Source organism: Arthrobacter sp. H14 (assembly GCF_000520495.1).
GTDB lineage: Bacteria > Actinomycetota > Actinomycetes > Actinomycetales > Micrococcaceae > Arthrobacter_C.
Map to the genome: position 1 here is coordinate 18,376 of NZ_KI914665.1, position 17,418 is coordinate 35,793.

19 protein-coding genes are annotated in these 17,418 nt (G+C 62.9%); 2 read left to right on the forward strand and 17 right to left on the reverse strand.

The annotated features are described in order from the left end of the window. The 14 genes from Y707_RS26300 to rpsD all read right to left on the reverse strand — a co-directional run. On the reverse strand, nucleotides 1-473 hold a 473-nt coding region (locus tag Y707_RS26300), incomplete at its 3' end, for an aspartate/ornithine carbamoyltransferase family protein (RefSeq protein ID WP_442853298.1). Further along, a complete protein-coding gene (pyrR, locus tag Y707_RS0114470; protein ID WP_026535611.1) occupies nucleotides 470-1,054 on the reverse strand; it encodes a bifunctional pyr operon transcriptional regulator/uracil phosphoribosyltransferase PyrR in 585 nt (194 codons plus the stop codon). The genes Y707_RS26300 and pyrR, both read right to left, overlap by 4 nt. A 99-nt stretch (nucleotides 1,055-1,153) precedes the next feature. Further along, nucleotides 1,154-1,564: a transcription antitermination factor NusB gene (gene nusB / locus Y707_RS0114475; protein ID WP_026535612.1), complete on the reverse strand. Its 411-nt coding sequence runs from the start codon at nucleotides 1,562-1,564 to the stop codon at nucleotides 1,154-1,156. Next, a complete protein-coding gene (gene efp, locus Y707_RS0114480) occupies nucleotides 1,561-2,124 on the reverse strand; it encodes an elongation factor P (RefSeq protein WP_026535613.1) in 564 nt (187 codons plus the stop codon). The genes nusB and efp overlap by 4 nt, the downstream gene beginning before the upstream one ends. A gap of 82 nt (nucleotides 2,125-2,206) precedes the next feature. Then, the gene (aroB, locus tag Y707_RS0114485; RefSeq protein ID WP_026535614.1) at nucleotides 2,207-3,298 is read right to left on the reverse strand and encodes a 3-dehydroquinate synthase; all 1,092 of its coding nucleotides are present in this window, start codon (nucleotides 3,296-3,298) and stop codon (nucleotides 2,207-2,209) included. Next, nucleotides 3,295-3,792 (reverse strand): shikimate kinase, encoded by a 498-nt coding sequence (locus Y707_RS0114490; protein ID WP_253905189.1) that lies wholly within the window; start codon nucleotides 3,790-3,792, stop codon nucleotides 3,295-3,297. Before Y707_RS0114490 ends, aroB begins: the two co-directional genes overlap by 4 nt. 29 nt (nucleotides 3,793-3,821) lie before the next feature. Continuing rightward, the gene (gene aroC / locus Y707_RS0114495) at nucleotides 3,822-5,024 is read right to left on the reverse strand and encodes a chorismate synthase (protein ID WP_026535616.1); all 1,203 of its coding nucleotides are present in this window, start codon (nucleotides 5,022-5,024) and stop codon (nucleotides 3,822-3,824) included. Between the two features lie 5 nt (nucleotides 5,025-5,029). Then, nucleotides 5,030-5,956 carry a shikimate dehydrogenase gene (locus tag Y707_RS0114500; protein WP_026535617.1) on the reverse strand — a complete coding sequence of 309 codons (927 nt, stop codon included), beginning with the start codon at nucleotides 5,954-5,956 and terminating at the stop codon, nucleotides 5,030-5,032. A 3-nt stretch (nucleotides 5,957-5,959) separates the two neighbouring features. Continuing rightward, complete coding sequence (gene mltG, locus Y707_RS26305; protein WP_155853002.1) at nucleotides 5,960-7,171, reverse strand: endolytic transglycosylase MltG; 1,212 nt, start codon at nucleotides 7,169-7,171, stop codon at nucleotides 5,960-5,962. Further along, nucleotides 7,168-7,782: a Holliday junction resolvase RuvX gene (ruvX, locus tag Y707_RS26310; RefSeq protein WP_051442052.1), complete on the reverse strand. Its 615-nt coding sequence runs from the start codon at nucleotides 7,780-7,782 to the stop codon at nucleotides 7,168-7,170. Before ruvX ends, mltG begins: the two co-directional genes overlap by 4 nt. After that, nucleotides 7,760-10,441, reverse strand: coding sequence for an alanine--tRNA ligase (gene alaS / locus Y707_RS0114515; RefSeq protein WP_026535618.1), 2,682 nt, complete (start codon nucleotides 10,439-10,441; stop codon nucleotides 7,760-7,762). Before alaS ends, ruvX begins: the two co-directional genes overlap by 23 nt. A gap of 52 nt (nucleotides 10,442-10,493) precedes the next feature. Next, complete coding sequence (locus tag Y707_RS0114520) at nucleotides 10,494-10,733, reverse strand: hypothetical protein (protein ID WP_026535619.1); 240 nt, start codon at nucleotides 10,731-10,733, stop codon at nucleotides 10,494-10,496. 60 nt (nucleotides 10,734-10,793) lie between these two features. Further along, a complete protein-coding gene (locus Y707_RS0114525) occupies nucleotides 10,794-11,165 on the reverse strand; it encodes a DUF948 domain-containing protein (RefSeq protein WP_026535620.1) in 372 nt (123 codons plus the stop codon). Between the two features lie 206 nt (nucleotides 11,166-11,371). Then, a complete protein-coding gene (rpsD, locus tag Y707_RS0114530; protein ID WP_026535621.1) occupies nucleotides 11,372-11,998 on the reverse strand; it encodes a 30S ribosomal protein S4 in 627 nt (208 codons plus the stop codon). A 153-nt stretch (nucleotides 11,999-12,151) separates the two neighbouring features. Here rpsD and Y707_RS0114535 point away from each other — a divergent pair, with 153 nt between their 5' ends. Next, entirely contained in the window at nucleotides 12,152-13,132 is a 981-nt protein-coding gene (locus Y707_RS0114535) for a hypothetical protein (protein WP_026535622.1), read from the forward strand. Nucleotides 13,133-13,158: 26 nt separating this feature from the next. Here Y707_RS0114535 and Y707_RS0114540 read toward each other — a convergent pair whose 3' ends face one another. Next, a complete protein-coding gene (locus Y707_RS0114540; protein WP_026535623.1) occupies nucleotides 13,159-14,574 on the reverse strand; it encodes a replication-associated recombination protein A in 1,416 nt (471 codons plus the stop codon). A 95-nt stretch (nucleotides 14,575-14,669) separates the two neighbouring features. Between Y707_RS0114540 and Y707_RS0114545 the strand changes: the two genes are divergently transcribed. Continuing rightward, on the forward strand, nucleotides 14,670-15,338 hold the full coding sequence (locus Y707_RS0114545; protein WP_026535624.1) for an acVLRF1 family peptidyl-tRNA hydrolase: 669 nt from the start codon (nucleotides 14,670-14,672) through the stop codon (nucleotides 15,336-15,338). On the opposite strand, the gene Y707_RS26315 is transcribed toward Y707_RS0114545, so the two are convergent. Both Y707_RS26315 and Y707_RS0114555 read right to left on the reverse strand, forming a co-directional pair. Beyond that, nucleotides 15,325-16,983: an HNH endonuclease gene (locus Y707_RS26315; RefSeq protein WP_081744894.1), complete on the reverse strand. Its 1,659-nt coding sequence runs from the start codon at nucleotides 16,981-16,983 to the stop codon at nucleotides 15,325-15,327. The genes Y707_RS0114545 and Y707_RS26315 overlap by 14 nt on opposite strands. Before the next feature lie 17 nt (nucleotides 16,984-17,000). After that, a partial coding sequence (locus Y707_RS0114555) for a transposase (RefSeq protein ID WP_026535625.1) occupies nucleotides 17,001-17,418 on the reverse strand: 418 nt, incomplete at its 5' end.

Below are 17,418 nucleotides of genomic sequence, written 5' to 3' on the forward strand. Positions count from 1 at the left end.
GGCGAGCGGTGGCCCGACTGGCGGGACCAGTGATGGCGCAGGGTAAAGGCGTCAAGCAGTGCCTGTGTGGGGTGTTCATGCGTGCCATCTCCGGCATTGATAACGGCGGCGTCGATCCATCCGGAGGTGGCAAGCCGCTGCGGCGCTCCCGACGCCCAATGCCGGATGACGACGGCGTCGGCGCTCATCGCCTCCAGCGTCTGCGCGGTGTCCTTGAGCGACTCGCCTTTCGAGACCGAGGAGCCCTTGGCGGCGAAGTTGATCACATCCGCGGAGAGCCGTTTGGCTGCGGCCTCGAAGGAGATACGGGTCCTTGTCGAGTCCTCGAAGAAGAGATTGACGACGGTGCGTCCGCGCAGTGCCGGAAGTTTCTTGACTTCGCGTTCCCCAACGGCGGCCATCTCCTCGGCCACGTCGAGTATTCCGACGGCGTCGGCGTAGCTGAGGTCCTGGGTGGACAGCAGGTGCCTCATAGCCCACCCTCAATCACTACTTCGTCCACGCCAACACCGTTGGCGGTATCGGTTTCCCGCAGGTGCACCCGCACCTTTTCGGCCGTGGAGGTGGGAAGATTTTTACCGACGTGGTCCGCCCGGATCGGAAGTTCCCGATGGCCGCGGTCGACGAGCACGGCGAGGCGGACGATGCGGGGACGCCCCAGATCCACGAGCGCGTCCAGGGCCGAACGGATCGTCCTGCCGGAGTAGAGCACGTCGTCGACGAGCACTACGACTTTGTCGTCGATTCCGCTGCTGGGAAGCTGGGTCGGCATCGGTGAACGCGTGGGATGGCGTTGCAGGTCGTCGCGGAACATCGTGACATCGAGCTGGCCGGTAATGGCAGCAGCATCGACGTCGGGATCAGTGACAGCGATCTTCCTGGCCAGACGCTGGGCCAGTGGGAAACCCCTGCGGGGGATGCCGAGTAGTACGAGATCCTTGGATCCCTTGTTGGCTTCGAGGATTTCATGGGCTATACGGGTCAATGCGCGGTCTATATCCGCTTCAGCAAGAACCACCCGTGCAGTCCCGGACCCGGTCCTGGGCATGCTCATTATCCTGCTGCCTCCTTTCCCGCCTCACTGGACGGCCATTAAAGGTTGCTTGCGTTCTAAAAACTACCACAGCACAGTGATAGCCGATCACCACCGGCCTCAGGCCAGCAGCCCGGGCTTCAGCTGCTGCAGGCGCCCCAGAAGTCCATTAATGAACGACGGAGACTCATCAGTCGAGAGCATCTTCGACAGTGCGACGGCCTCGCTGACGGCGACACCGTCCGGAATCTCATCGTTGTACAACAGTTCCCAGGTGCCGACCCGGAGGATAACCCGGTCCACCGAAGGCATCCGCTGCAGCGACCAACCCTGTGAGTAGGTCTGCAGAAACTCGTCGATCGTTTCCTGCAGGGAGATGACGCCTTCAACCAGGTCAATGGTGTACGGGTTGATTGTCTGGTCTGTCTTCTCACGCCGGTAACGCAACACCTCCACTGGCGAGGTGTCGCGCTGCTCGGCTTCAAACAGAATGTCTACGGCCCTGCGCCGGGCCTTGGAGCGGGCACTCACTCGTTGACGCGCCCGAGATATTCGCCGGTGCGGGTGTCGACCTTGACCTTGGTGCCATTGTCGACGAACAACGGAACACCAATCTGGTAGCCGGTTTCCAGTGTGGCGGGCTTGGTTCCGCCACTGGAGCGGTCCCCCTGGAGGCCGGGCTCGGTGTAGGTGATTTCGAGGGTGACCGACGGCGGCAGTTCGATGTAGAGCGGGGCACCTTCATGCATGGCGATATTCACGTTCTGGTTTTCCAGCATGAAGTTGGTGGCGTCTCCGACCACGGCCCCGGGCACGAGAACCTGGTCATAGTCCTGGTTGTCCATGAAGATGAAGTCCTCACCATCCTGGTACAGGTACTGGTAGTCACGGCGGTCCACGGTGGCCATGTCGATCTTGGTACCCGCGTTGAAGGTCTTGTCCACGACCTTGCCTGAAAGCACGTTCCGCAGCTTCGTCCGAACGAAAGCGCCACCCTTCCCGGGCTTGACGTGCTGGAATTCAATGACGTTCCAGAGCTGACCGTCAAGGTTCAGTACGCTGCCGTTTTTGATGTCGTTGGTTGAAGCCACAGGATCTCTTTCGTCGGGTTCTTTGGATAAAGCGTCGATGGTGGTGAAAAGTCCGCCAGACCATTCTACCGGTACGGCGTGCTCAGCTGGCGATCTCCTGGTACGCGGCAAAAAGCAGCGACGTATCCGGCACCTCGAGCATCCCCGGTTTGGCCAGTCCATCGAGCACCACGAAGCGGAGCAGGTCACCGCGGGCCTTCTTGTCCCGGCGCATGCCATCGAGCAGAGTTGCCCAACGGTCCCGCCGGTATGTCACGGGCAATCCGAGCGACTCCAGAATGCTCTTGTGCCGGTCGGCAGTCCCGTCATCGAGCCGCCCCACCATCCGGGACAGCTCGGCGGCGAAGACCAGGCCAACGGAGACTGCCGCCCCGTGCCGCCACTGGTAGCGTTCGGCCAGTTCGATGGCGTGTGCCAGCGTGTGGCCGTAGTTCAGCATCTCCCGCAGGCCCGATTCCCTCAGGTCCTCGGATACGACGCCGGCCTTGACGGCGATGGCCCGCTCCACCAGTTCGCGCACCACTGCCGACTCCGGATCAGCCACGGGCTCCGGATCGGCCTCGATGAGGTCCAGGATGGCCGGGTCGGCGATAAAGCCACACTTGACGACTTCGGCCATCCCGGTCAACAGCTCGTTCTTCGGCAGGGTCTGCAGCGCGTCGAGGTCGGCCAGCACCGCCGCCGGCGGATGGAAGGAACCGACGAGATTCTTGCCTTCGGAGGTATTGATGCCGGTCTTGCCGCCCACCGCCGCATCCACCATGCCGAGCAGGGTCGTGGGAAGGTGGATCACCTTGATACCCCGGAGCCACGTCGCGGCGACAAAACCGGCAAGGTCGGTCACGGCACCACCGCCGACGGCGACAATGGCATCCGAGCGCGTGAAATCGTTCTGCCCGAGTACCTGCCAGCAGAAAGAAGCCACCTGGATGTGCTTCCCCTCCTCGGCGTCCGGGATTTCCGCGGTCACGGCGGTCAGGCCCGCGGCGGCAAGATCTTCACGCACGGCATCGCCGGTGCTCCTGAGCGCTCTGGGATGGATCACCAGGACGCGGCGGACCCGCTCCCCCAGCGCCGCCGGAAGCTGCGGCAGCAGACCACGGCCGATGACGACGTCGTAATCATTATCTGCGCTGGCACCGGAAATCCTGATGGTGGTTGCGTTCGAGCTCAATGTAGGTAATCTCCTTCTAGCAGCTGGCCTTTCAGCCTTTCAGCCAATTCGCGGATGCTCCCGCGTCGGGTATCCAATGTCACGTCGGCCAGCCGTTCATAAACCGGCCGGCGCAGGTCGAAGAGCCGCACCCAGGCCGCCACCGGGTCGTGCGCCAAAAGCGGCCGGTGGCCCTTGCCGGAAAGCCGCGGCAGCACAGTTGCAAGATCGGTCAACAAATAAACCACGACGGCGGAGGTCTCCAGCAGCTGCGCGGTTCCGGTATCAAAGACCGCCCCGCCGCCAACGGAAATCACCGGCCCCGGCCCGTCCGACGGTTCCAGGAGGGCGGCGACGGCCGCAGCTTCCTTTTCCCGGAAAAACCGTTCGCCGTAACGCGAAAACATCTCCGGGATCGGTCCATAGGTTTTGGTGACTATCCGGTCCGTGTCGGCGAATTCGACCCCCAGCAGTGCCGCCAGTTCATGGCCGAGAGCGGATTTTCCCGATGCCATGGGGCCGACCAGTACAATCGGCGGATTGTTCATTTACTGCCCGACGAGCCCAGCGCATCGGGGATGTTGTCCAGATAGCTGCGCATATTCCGCTTGGTTTCGGCAATAGAGTCACCGCCGAATTTTTCCACCACTGCCTCCGCGAGCACCAAGGCAACCATGGCTTCAGCAACGACGCCGGCGGCGGGCACGGCGCAAACGTCGGAGCGCTGGTGGTGGGCTTTGGCTTCCTCGCCGGTGCTCACATCGATGGTCTTCAACGCCCGGGGCACAGTAGCGATCGGCTTCATCGCGGCCCGCACGCGCAGAACCTCGCCTATGCTCATGCCACCCTCAATGCCACCGGCGCGGTTGCTGGTACGGGCAATCCTGCCGTTGGCGTCGCGGACGATTTCGTCATGTGCGGCGGACCCGCGCCGCGAAGCGGTGAGGAAGCCGTCGCCGACCTCCACGCCCTTGATGGCCTGGATGCCCATCAGGGCGCCGGCCAGCCTGGAGTCAAGCCTGCGGTCCCAGTGAACATAACTCCCCAGTCCGGGAGGCAACCCATAGGCAAGGACCTCGACGACGCCGCCCAGGGTCTCGCCCTCCTTGTGCGCGGCGTCGACTTCATCGACCATCGCGTTGGAAGTGTCCCGGTCGAAACACCGCAACGGGTCCTCGTCCAGTGCCAGCACATCCGAGGGCTGCGGCAGCCGGCTGTTCTCCGGCACCTCGACGGAGGCCAGCGCAACGGTATGGCTCACCAGTTCAATGTCGAGATATTTCAGCAGCTGTGAGGCAACCGTACCCATGGCAACCCTGGCGGCGGTCTCGCGGGCACTGGCACGTTCCAGCACCGGCCGGGCCTCGTCGAAGCCGTACTTCTGCATCCCGGTGAAGTCGGCATGGCCCGGCCGCGGCCGGGTCAGCGGGGCGTTGCGGGCCATCGATGCCAGCTCTTCAGGGTCCACCGGATCGGGGGCCATGATTTTTTCCCACTTTGGCCATTCGGTGTTGCCCACCTCGATGGCCACAGGTCCACCTTGGGTCAGCCCATGCCGTACGCCGCCGATAATGCGCACCTGATCCTGCTCGAATTTCATCCTGGCGCCGCGTCCGTAGCCGAGGCGCCGGCGCGCCAGTGCGTCCTGGATCCGGGTGGTGGTCAGTTCCACCCCAGCGGGTACGCCTTCAAGAATTCCTACCAGCGCAGGACCATGGGATTCGCCTGCCGTCAACCATCGCAACATAGAAACTATCCTGCCATGTCCGGTAACTGCGGACTGCGTCGGGGCAGTCCCACTGCGTCACACATGGCGTTTATGACACCGGGCTCGTCATGGAATTGCGAGCCGGTGAACAGGCGGACCTGCTCGAGACCTTGGTACAGCAACATCTCGAGCCCGGGAACGATCCTGCCACCGCGCCGCTCCCACGCCGCGGCAAGGGCACTCGGCCACGGATCGTAAGCGACGTCCAACAGCACGCCCGCGTCCGCTGTTCCGTCCGTGTCCGCCTCCCTGGCCAGAGCGGGAGCGGCCAGTACTGGATCCGCCGCGAGTTCATCGCCGGCACGCGGCGGAAGCGTGGATACCACCAGCCGGCTTTGCTGTACTACTGCGGCGCTGTCCTGCAGCGGCACTACAGTGACGGACATTCCAAATCGTTCAGCCAGCGCAACGGTCTCCGCCGCCCGCGCCGGCGTACGGACGCACAATGCCAGGTCGGTGATACCGATGTCTGCAAGGGCGGCCGCCGCAGCCAGCGACGTTCCTCCGGCGCCAAGGATGACCGCGCTCCTCCCGCCCGTTCCACCGGCATGTGCAATAGCCCGGACAATGCCGGCGACGTCGGTGTTATGACCGGTCAGACGCGTCGTTCCGGCCATCTGACCGCCGTCGAACGTGACGGTATTGAGTACCTGGAGCACCGCGGCGGCGCCTGCCAGTTCGTCGACCTGTGCCACCATCGCCGCCTTGAGCGGCATCGTGACGGATAATCCAGCCCAGCCGGATTCCGACCGGACGCCGGTCATGAATCCAGGCAGTTGGTCCTCGGTGACATCGATGGCGTCATAGCGGATGTTGAGGCCAAGGTGCTGGTACGCAGCGTTGTGCAGTGCGGGCGACTTGGAATGGCCGATCGGTGATCCAAGTACCGCCGCCCGTGCCGGCAGACCCACCGGTTACTGACACCTGCCCGGGTTGTCGCTGCACCACTGCTGGTACTGGTTCACATTGGCCACGTGCTCCGCATGGCGCTCTGCATAGAGCGTCTCCCCTGTGTCGAGGTTCACCGTGACCCAGTAGTAGTAGGGGTTGTCCTGCGGATCGGCAGCGGCCTTGATAGCAGGCAGCAGCGGCGAACCGATCGGTCCGATCGGGAGCCCGGGATTCGCATACGTGTTGTACGGATTCGAGGTGTCGTTCTTCTCCTCGGCTGTCAGCTCGTAGCTCTTCCGGCCGAGACCGTACGTGACTGTGGCATCGGACTGGATGAACCGGCCGATTTCGCTGATTGGATCGTTCAGTCGATTGTCGATAGCCCCGGCGATTTCGGGATAGTCTTCCGGACTGCCCTCCGCCTCGATAATGCTGGCGATGGTGAGGATGCGGTACTGCTTGTCGGCACCTTCGACGCCTGCTTTCTCCAGATTAGCGAACGTTTTATCCACCAGTATCTGGACAATTTCGGCGGCGTTGGCATCCAGCGGGAAGCGGAACTGGCCCGGAGACAAATACCCCTCAAGGTTGGGCGCCTGCTTTGGGATACCGAACTGTGTCGGATCCTCCGCGAGCTCCTCGAAGTCCTCCAGCGGAACTCCGGACGAATCGGACAGGATCTGGAACACTTCAGATTGCCGCAGTCCTTGATTCACTGCGGCGTAGTGGACGGCAGTCTCGTCGGTATTCAGCAAGGCAGCGACGGCGTCCTCGGACGACATCTCCTCTTTCATTTCGTATGTGCCCGGCTGGATCAGGTTCCCGCTGTCATCGGCCCGCAACGCGGACATAAACGCTCCAGTGGTTGCCACGACGCCGCTGTCGACAAGATTCTGCGCGATGGTGATCGTTGCCGCACCCTGCTCGACGTCGACCGTCACGGAACCAGTCCCCGGACCCGGGTAATCCGCAAGGGGATCCTCACCGCTGGCGAAGAACGGGCTGACAAAAGAGACCGCAAAAACGACGACGGCGGCGAACAGCGCCAGGGCAAGCGCCATGACGATAGTCTTCCGGCGTCGACGGAGACGCCTTTGTTGACGATGGGGACGCTGCTGCGCCCGGCGGGAGCTCAGCGGAACATGTTCCTCGTTGTACTCATAGTGGTACTCGTAGGGCTCCGGAAATTCATTCCGGGGCTCAGTCGAGGAACGATCCGGATACAGAGAACTCACTGATCGTCTCCTTCCCGCCTCACAGGGTGCATAGGACTCTCTGGCTCCTCTGCCATCGGGTCAGTTGGACCGGTGGAATGGTCTGCCTCACCGGTGCTCACCACGACCCCCACGTCAATGCTGAGTGACCGCTGCATATCGATGGCATGTTGAAGAATGCCAACCGCAGCTGCCTGATCTACTACTTTACGGTGTTTTCGCCCTGATACACCAGCCTCGTACAGTGACCTGTGTGCGCTGACGGTACTCAACCGTTCATCAATGAGGCGTACTTCGACCGGCGCTGACGCCCGTTCCAACTGTTGGACCAGGAGCCGCGCATAGTCCCGCGCCATCCGTGCGGATGCGGTTTCGCCGCCCTTCAACGTCTGCGGAAGACCGACGAAAATCTGCACGGCCCCGCGTTCCTCTGCTTCGCGCACGATCACCCGAACATCCGAGTTCTTCTTCGCATCGCGTTTGAGGGTCTTCACCGGAGTGGCAAGCACCCCGTGCGCATCGCAGCTGGCAAGGCCCACCCGCACCAGGCCGACGTCGACCCCGAGCTTGACGCCCTGACGGTAACCGCTCCCGTTATCCACGGGAAGCCTAGCTTCGCTTTGCGACAGCATCGTTGATTGCGGATAGAGCCTCGTCAATGCGCTGCACGTCAGAACCACCGCCCTGGGCAATATCGTCCTTGCCGCCACCCCCGCCGCCGAGAATTCCGGCGGAGAGTTTAACCAGTGCACCGGCTTTGACGCCAGCGTCCCGTGCAGCTTCGTTGGTGGCTACCAGGATCAACGGACGCGAGTTGGCTGCACCGGCCACCGCCACCATGGAGGCGTCCGATCCCAGCCTGTTGCGCAGGTCCAGCGCCAGCGACCTCAGATCGTCGGCACCGCCCACCTCACCGGCGTTATGTGCCAGGACGCGCACGCCGCCAATGTCCTTCGCCGCTGAGAGCAGCGACGCGGCGGAAGCAACGAGTTGTTCCTTGCGCAGTCGTTCCAGTTCTTTTTCCGCCGTCTTGAGCTTGGTCAGAGTTGCGGAGATCCGTTCGGGCAGCTGCACCGAGGGGACCTTGAGCATGTCGGACAGCTCCGTCACGAGGGCACGTTCAGCGGCCAGATGGCGGAAAGCCTCCATGCCGACGAATGCCTCGATCCGGCGGTTGCCCGATCCGACAGACTGCTCGCCAAGCAAGGTCAGACTGCCAATCTGTGACGTGGATCCGACGTGGGTTCCGCCGCATAGTTCGCGGGACCAGGCACCGTCGATTTCGACGACGCGGACCTTGTCACCGTAGGCTTCGCCAAACAGCGCGGTGGCACCGAGCTCCTTCGCCTTATCCAGCGGCATGACTTTTGTCTCGACCTGGAAGTCACTCCGGATGGCGAGGTTCGACACTTCTTCGATCTCGCTGCGGGCAGCCGGGCTCAGTCCCTCGCCCCAGGCGAAGTCGAAGCGCAGGTAACCGGCCTTGTTGAAGGAGCCGCGCTGCAGCGCTTCCGGGCCGAGGATCTGGTGCAGCGCCGCGTGCACGATGTGTGTGCCGGAGTGGGCCTGTTCAGCAGATTGCCGCCGCTGGGCATCGACCGTGGCCAGCGCACGCGCTCCGACGGCCACTTCCCCTTCGCGGACGATTCCCTTGTGTACGATCAAGCCCTTGACCGGGCTCTGGACGTCAAGGACCTCGACGGCAAAGCCGTTGCCGGTGATCATGCCGACGTCGGCCGCCTGACCGCCCGCCTCAGCGTAGAACGGCGTGGCGTCCAGGACCAGTTCAACTTCCTGGCCTTCCTTGGCCGCGGGGATATTGGCCCCTGCAGTGATAACACCGCGCACGGTGGATTCCGTAACTAATTCGTCATAGCCGGTGAAGGCTGTGTCCCCGGCAGCGAGCAGTTCGCTGAAAACAGACAGATCCGCATGCCCGAGCTTTTTCTGGCGCGAGTCGGCCTGGGCACGTTCGCGTTGCTCGGTCATCAGCGACCGGAATCCGGTCTCGTCCACCTGGACGCCTGCTTCCGCAGCCATTTCCAGTGTCAGGTCGATCGGGAAGCCATAGGTGTCGTGCAGGGCGAACGCGTCGGCGCCGGACAGCGGAGTTCCGCCGGACTTGGAAACGGTGACCGCTTCTTCAAGCCGTGCCGTGCCCGAAGCGATGGTGCGCAGGAATGCCTTTTCCTCGGCGTAGGCGATGCGGCTGATCCGTTCGAAGTCGGCTTCCACCTCTGGGTAGGTCTTCTTCATGGCATCGCGTGAAACCGGCAGCAGGTCCGGCAGGCAGGCTTTTTCGACGCCGAGCAGCCGCATGGCGCGGACGGCCCGACGGATCAGGCGGCGCAGCACATAGCCGCGGCCTTCGTTCGAGGGCGTCACGCCGTCGGATATCAGCATCAGGGAGGACCGGATGTGGTCGGCCACCACACGCATCCGAACGTCGTCCACGTGGTGCGGGTCGTCGTCGGACTCGGCACTGGTGTATTCCCTGCCGGAGAGCGCCGCGGCAGCATCGAGAACGGGCCGGACCTGGTCGGTCTCGTACATGTTCTCGACACCCTGCAGAATCATCGCCAGGCGTTCCATACCGAGTCCGGTGTCAATGTTCTTGCTCGGTAGTTCACCGAGAATTTCGAAGTCGTCCTTGCCGGTGCCCTCGCCACGCTTGTACTGCATGAAAACGAGGTTCCAGATCTCGATGTAACGTTCGTCGTCCGCGGCAGGGCCGCCTTCGACACCGTATGCCGGACCCCGGTCATAGAAAATTTCTGAACAGGGGCCTGCCGGACCGGGCTGGCCGGTGGACCAGTAGTTGTCCGCCTGACCCATTTTCTGGATGCGCTCAGCCGGAACGCCGACCTCGTCGCGCCAGATCCGCAGCGCCTCGTCATCGTCCTGGTACACGGTGATCCACAACCGCTCGGCAGGAAGGCCGAACCCGCCGTCGTCGATATTTTTGGTCAACAGCTCCCAGGCCATTGCGACGGCGTCTTTCTTGAAGTAGTCGCCGAAGGAGAAGTTCCCGCACATCTGGAAGAAGGTTCCATGCCTGGCAGTCTTGCCGACTTCCTCGATGTCGCCGGTGCGGATGCACTTTTGCACGCTCACTGCCCGGTTGTACGGAGGTGTTTCCCGCGCTGTCAGGTAGGGAATGAACGGCACCATTCCCGCCACTGTGAACAACAGCGACGGGTCGTTGGAAATCAACGAGGCGGAGGGCACGACTGTGTGTCCCCGCTCGCTGAAGTAGTCATTCCAGCGCCGTGCAATCTCATGGGACTTCATGAATCAATAAACCTTCCGGTTATACCGAGGCGCCCGCGATCGGGGCACCGAACTACTGGCGGATGCCGGCCTTTGCATCCGTATCGATGCCGAGGGCGATGCGCAAATCCGCTTCGCGCTGTGTCATGCCTTCGCGGAGAACCTCGGAGAAACCGGCAATGCTGTCGGCCAGTGAACCGACCTTGCGGTTAATTCCTTGCGGACCGAAATTTTCCTTGGCCTCGGAAACTTTACGTACGGCGAGAATGCCAATCGTGACGCCGATACCAACCCAGATCAACCGCTTGGTCATGATGACCCTCCTAAACTCGAGCTTCCAGCCACTTAAGGCTCTGGCGACGTGCGGCGCCGGTTACTTGCTGCGCCGCGGCGTGTGCTTGCCGCGTCCGCCGAACGCCGACCGGACACCGTAGGAAAATGCCGCAACCTTGATCAGCGGCGCTCCTAGGGTCGCTGCCACCAATGAAGACAGTGCGGAGATATTGGCGGAGGCGTCGGAAACGTTATTGGTGATGCCGTCCACTTTCCGCAGTTGCGAATTCGTCGTGGAGACGGTCGTGGTGACCTCGTCGATAAGCGGGGTGGTTCCCTCGCTGACGGAGCGGATAGTCACCCGCAGCTCGTCAAAAACCTTGCCGAGTTTGAGTACCGGAATTGCCAGCAAGGCAACGAGGACGGCAAAAACTCCGGCAGCGATGAGGCCGGCAATATCTCCACCAGACATAGTGGGCTGCTCCTTGAATTGTGTGACGGTTCGCCAGCCTGGGAGGGGTCAGCATTGCTGACCCAAGCTGGTCCGCTTTGTACCTTACCTACTCAACAGCCCGCGGCGCTTGCCGCGGGCTGTTGAACAGTGGTCCGGTGCAGCGGGGCAGCTGCCTGGAAAGGCCCTGCTGCCCCTGCCACACCGTTCACTGAGCGCTGAACCGCTTAGCGTGCGTAGTACTCCACCACGAGCTGCTCTTCACAGGTGACGGGAACCTCGCTGCGCTTGGGGCGGCGGACCAAACGGGCCTGCAGCTTCTCAAGCTGAACGTCGAGGTAACCCGGTACAGCCGGCAGAACGTCGCGGTGTGCACCGGCGGCGGCAACCTGCAGCGGAGTCATCTTCTCGCTGCGTGGATGTACGTGGATGAGCTGGCCTTCGGCGACGCGGTAGGACGGGCGGTCCACGCGTGCACCATCAACCATGATGTGGCGGTGTACCACGAGCTGGCGTGCTTGGGCGCTGGTGCGGGCGAAGCCAGCACGCAGTACCAGGGCATCGAGACGCATCTCGAGCAGCTCAACCAGATTTTCACCGGTCAATCCATGTGTCCGGCGGGCTTCCTCGAAGACACGGGTCATCTGTGCTTCGCGGATGCCGTACTGGGCGCGCAGGCGCTGCTTCTCACGCAGACGTACTGCGTAGTCGCTGTCCTGCTTGCGCCTGGCGCGGCCGTGCTCACCCGGTGGGTAAGGGCGGCGCTCAAAGTACTTGGCGGCCTTAGGAGTCAAAGCCAGGCCGAGGGCCCGGGATGCCCGCGCTTGGCGACGGGCACGTGCTTGTGCAGTCACGTTGTCCTTCCATATATACTGTTAGTAGAGGTTAGGCTAGCCTCACCAACTAAACTTGATTGGAATGCCACGGCGCGGACGCCGCGGTTTACCTTTCAAGCCAGTCAGTTCCCTTTATGGCTCTACACCGCAGGGGAACGGTTCGAGGAGCAGATGCCCGTCGAGAAGCCCCGCAAAGGAGGACAGCAGATGGAACACCGGCAACCGAGTGCCGCTGAGGTAGCGCGTACATTATTGACCGGAGTTGGCACCGCCACGCTCAAGTCAGCCGCTACCCGAGGTGCCGTGCCAGTGCTTCATGCCGAAACCGCGGCAGGGGCGTTCATCTTGGTTGGGGATGGACACACCCTCGCCGCACTTGGTCTGGACTCACCAGTCAACGACCTATTGTATCGTGAAAACGCTGAGCCCCGCGACACGGCCGCCGAGCCAGGTGGCCACTCCGTTGTCCGCTATCCCGTCTCCTTGACCGTTTCTTCAATGGCGCCCGTAGCCGACTTGAACATCGAGCGCGGCTCGGCCGCCCTCGACGGAACATTGACACCGTTGCCCGCCAATGCCGTACCAGCTGCCCTGCAAGCAATGTGCTCCGGAATCCCGCTCGCTGAAGTGCTGGGTTACCGTCCTGATGTACGGCTGTTCAGCTTCGCTCCGGAAAATGCGGTCGTCTCAAACGGCACGGGGCGCCATGACGTGGCACTGACCGACCTGCAGAAGTGCACTCCGGACCTCCTCGCTGGCTGCGAAGGACCTCTGTTGTCTGCGGTGGAACATGAAACCGCACCGTATCTGCTCGGGTACGTGCGGAGCCTGGACTCTGTAATCGACTCTGAATCCCTTGGCTTTGGATCACTGAGCACTGTGGAATCCGTGCGGGTGATCGGCATTGACCAGTACGGCCTTGACCTGCGATGCACCTGGGATGCCACGAACTGCATCTGGCGCGCTTTGCAGCCCGATGGCGGCACTTCCGGTGGTTGTCCCGGCCGGAAGATCGGTCATGACGACGGCGCAGCCGCCTGCCACAGTGCTTCGGCCACGATCCGTATTTCGTTTGCGCAGACAGCACGTACACCGGAAGCGGCACTGCAGGAGATCCGCGCACTGGCCGGCGCTGAAGCAGTAGTTATCTAGCGGCGTCAACTGTCTGATAATGAGCCTCAACCGCCGCGGATAATCCGGCGCAACTTCTCCAGCCGTGCTCCAACTTCGCGCTCGGCGCCGAATTCGGTCGGCTTGTAATAGTCCCGGCCGACCAGATCGTCCGGCGCATATTGCTGATTGGCAACCCCATGCGGTTCATCATGGGCGTATTTGTAACCTTTTCCATGTCCGAGCTGCTTCGAACCGGGATAGTGCGCGTCACGTAAATGTGTTGGAATCATCGTTCCCTTTCCAGCGCGGATGTCAGCAATAGCGGCATTGAGCCCCATATAAGCGGCATTGGATTTTGGCGCCGTCGCCAGATGGACCACCGCCTCCGCCAGCACGATCCTTGCCTCCGGCATTCCGATCAACTGCACAGCCTGTGCTGCGGCAACCGCCGTCTGCAGTGCAGTCGGGTCTGCCATGCCGATGTCTTCCGAGGCCGAAATTACGACCCTTCTGGCGATGAACCGCGGGTCCTCCCCCGCCTCGAGCATCCGGGCCAGGTAATGCAACGAAGCGTCCACATCCGAACCACGGATGGATTTGATGAATGCACTGGCCACGTCGTAGTGCTGATCCCCCGCCCGGTCATATCGGACGGCGGCGGCATCCAAGGCTTGTTCCGCATGCACTAATTCGACTGGAACCGGATCCGGCGTGGCGTCGTCGCCGACATGCTCGCTTAAAGCGATCCCGGCAGCTGCTTCCAACGCGGTCAATCCGCGCCGGGCATCGCCGGATGCAAGCCGCACCAGATGGTCCATGGCGGTTTCGGTCACGCTGACCCGGCCGGCGAGACCACGCTCGTCCTCGACAGCCTTGATGAGCAGCGCCTCGATGTCCGTGGAGGTCAATGGCTGCAAGGTCAGCATCAGGGAACGCGACAGCAGCGGAGCCACCACAGAAAAGGAAGGGTTCTCGGTAGTGGCCGCAACGAGCACCACCCAGCCGTTCTCCACCCCAGGCAACAACGCGTCCTGCTGGGCTTTGTTGAACCGATGAATCTCATCCAGGAAGAGAACCGTAGTCATCCGGTGCAGGTCACGCGCAGTCAACGCATCTTCCATGACCCGCCGGACGTCTTTGACGCCCGAGGTGATTGCCGACAATTCCACGAACTTGCGACCGGGACCACGGGCGATGACGTGCGCCAGAGTTGTCTTGCCGGTTCCGGGCGGCCCCCAGAGAATTACCGACGTCGGACCGGCCGGACCACTTTGGCCGGCGCCGGCTGCCAGCGCACGCAGCGGTGATCCAGAGCCGAGGAGGTGTTGCTGGCCAACGACGTCGTCAAGGCTGCGGGGGCGCATCCGTACCGCTAAAGGGCTGCGGGGTCTGTCGGAACCATCAGTGCGGTTACGGGCGTCCCCCGCGCCATCTGATAGTTCATCCGGATCATCGCTCCGCTGGTCAAAAAGATCGCTCACGTTCACAGGCTACTGCCTTGTACCCGATCGGGAGGATCCGGGCGAGGCTACAGTGAGGACGTGAACGGCCGTCAGGAAAACCAGGAGGAAAGTCAGTGGGCAGCAGAAGCACTTCAGTTCCGCCGGAACGGTTGGTGGGTTGGCTGCAGCGCTTTGAAGCAAGCCACGGCGAGGTGGCGGCAAGTCGCATTGACGAAGGGATGGTCCTAATCTCGGGAGATGGAACATCAGCGTGGATCGATCTTTCAGAAATTCAGCCATCGGAGTTCATGCAGAACGAGATTCCGCCTGACGGTGACGAACCCATCGATGCCACCAGCGCCATAGCGGATCTGGCCGATGCAGCGGCGGTGGACGGCAAGACCGGCGTCATCCTGCTGCGCCGAGGTGGTTATGCAATAGGCGTGGTCGAGGCTGGCCGGTTGCTCGTATCGAAGACTGGCACCAGGTACGTCCAGTCCCGCACAGCTGCCGGCGGGTGGTCCCAGCAACGCTTCGCCCGGCGGCGGGCCAATCAGGCCAGGGGTCTGGTGGAGACCGCCGGGGAACAGGCCGTGAGAGTGATTTCCGGAGCGGAGGTGCACCAATTGGCTTACGGCGGAGATAAGGCACTCTGCGCCGAACTGATCCAGCACCGGCTGATGGCACCCCTTGTTTCGCTGCCGCGGTTGCCATTCCTCGATGTGCCCGATCCCCGCCTCCAGATTCTGCAGCGTGCGGCCTTGAATCTTAATTCTTTTCCGATCATCGTCACGGATCCTTAGTCGGGGCATACACGTACCCCCCGCCAGGGCTTTTCACATTGGGGCTGGTAGGCGCAGCTGAGACTGCTGCCACTGAAGTGGCCGCCGCTTGGCCAGGTATCGTTTGATTTGTTGTGGTACCGGGTGGCGGTGGGGCGGTTGATTGGTAGGTGTGGCCGGTTGGTGTGGTGAGCCGGACGGTGTGCCGTGGCCCGGGAATCGCCTCGGTTCTGAATCCGGGCGTTTCCTTTGCTTGATTGCAGCGTTGGCACAGGCCTTGCCCGTTGATTTCGCTGGTTGGTCCGCCTTGGCTGTGGGCGGTGATGTGGTCAATGTGTCGGATCGGGGCGTCGCACCAAGGGGTGCGGCAGGTCTGGTCCCGGTTGATCAGCAGCCGCCGCAGCCCGGCGGGGAAGATCCGCGCCGTCGAATCCATACCTACGATCCTGCCCGTTCCGGGGGCGGTGTAGAGCCGGCGGACCCATACCCTGCCACCGGCGGCCGCATCGGGCTCAGGTTTATGTTCCTGCCAGGGGCGGCCGCGTCGGTCGTGTCTGCTGGCGGAGTCGCCGTTCAGTCCAGGATCGCCGTGGCCGCCGGGGCCGCCGCTGGTATTGTTCTCGTCCGTGGTGGTGTTGCTGGTGTTGTTGTCCGGGCCGCGGACTAGGTTCCTGGCCCAGCCGGCCGGTACGGTCCCGTAGCCGTGCAGATAGGCCGGTTCGTTGTCGCCGGCGAGCAGGGCCCGGTCGGTGATGATCAGTTGCACCTCAATATCCGGCTCGCGCACCGCGCTCCCTGTACTTCCGCGCTGCCCATCATGGCCGGTGGTGGGGTTGGTGATGCGGTCCACCAGGGTGTCGGCCATGATCTGGCCTTTCCCCCGCGGGTCGCCGCTGGCGCGGGCCGAATCGGCGGCGCGGATCAGGGCGGCCTGGACCGCGACGCCGTGGGCGACCGGCAACAGACCGGTCACATAGGTCATAGTGTCCGGGGCCGGACGGCAGGTCACGGTCCGCTCCGTATGGGCCTTCGCGGCCCGGCGCACCACCGACCCCGGATCCAGCGCGCAGGCGTGTTTCTTCGCCTCCGCGGTCAATCTCTTATCTCCCAGCCCCTCGAGCTGCTGAGGATCAGCCGCCATGATCTCATCGACCCGGGCCCGGTCCGCCGCGTCTAGGCAGGCGGTTTCCTTCACCAGGATCGTCGCCCGCCACTCACTCAACGCGCCGGCAGTCAACGCGTTGAGAGTATGAGGCATCTCCGCCACCAGCGCCTTCGCCAGGCCCAGGTGCCGGTTCCCGCTGGCCGGGCTGTCCCGCCGGGCCAACCCAATCTGCGCGGCAACACCCTCACCCGGGCCGTCGGCTCGGGCACGGGTTTGCTGCTTCTTCCGGGAGGCATCGAAAGCAGCTGTGGCGCGGGCCTGCGCCGCCGCAGCCGCGGCCTTCACATCCTCCAACACCCGGATCCGGTCAATCAACTCCCGATCAGCAACCTCCAGGCCCAGACCCTCCAGCGAGGAAAGGAAATCCGCCGTAAACGGCCCCGCCGCCGTCGCAGCAGGAACCCGGGCCACGGCACCGGCCACGTCACCGGCTGCGGCGCGCCTCCCTGCAGCCCGGTCCGTCGGGCGCTCCCGTTCCTGCAATCCTGATGAGTAGAACATGTATATTAGGTATCTGCTTAGCTGAAGTCAGGGTCGTTTTCTGGGATGACCAGCGTTTTAAGCGGGTGTGGCGCTGTGTGGGCGGCTTGGTGCATGAGCCGGTTGAAGAGTAGTCCGCGGCTCTTTGAGGTGCGGCGGTTAAAGCGGAACGTGAACTCGTCGAGGTAGTAGGCGAACTGCTCCTGCGAGGCGCCGTAGTGCATTGTTCCGATCATCCAGCGCTTGAGCTGAGAGGCGACCATGTGCACCGCCGGCAGATTCACGTGGGCCGGAATCGTCGAGCCGAGCTGGGTGTAATACTTGTGGTCATAGCCAAGCTTGGAGAGACGGCGCAGTTCCTGTGCGCCATCGGACTTGATCGTCGATCCAGGCGTTACGACCCTCGTGGCGAAGTCGATGAGGGCCAGCTTTACCGGCGGCGTTGGCTCCAGCCGG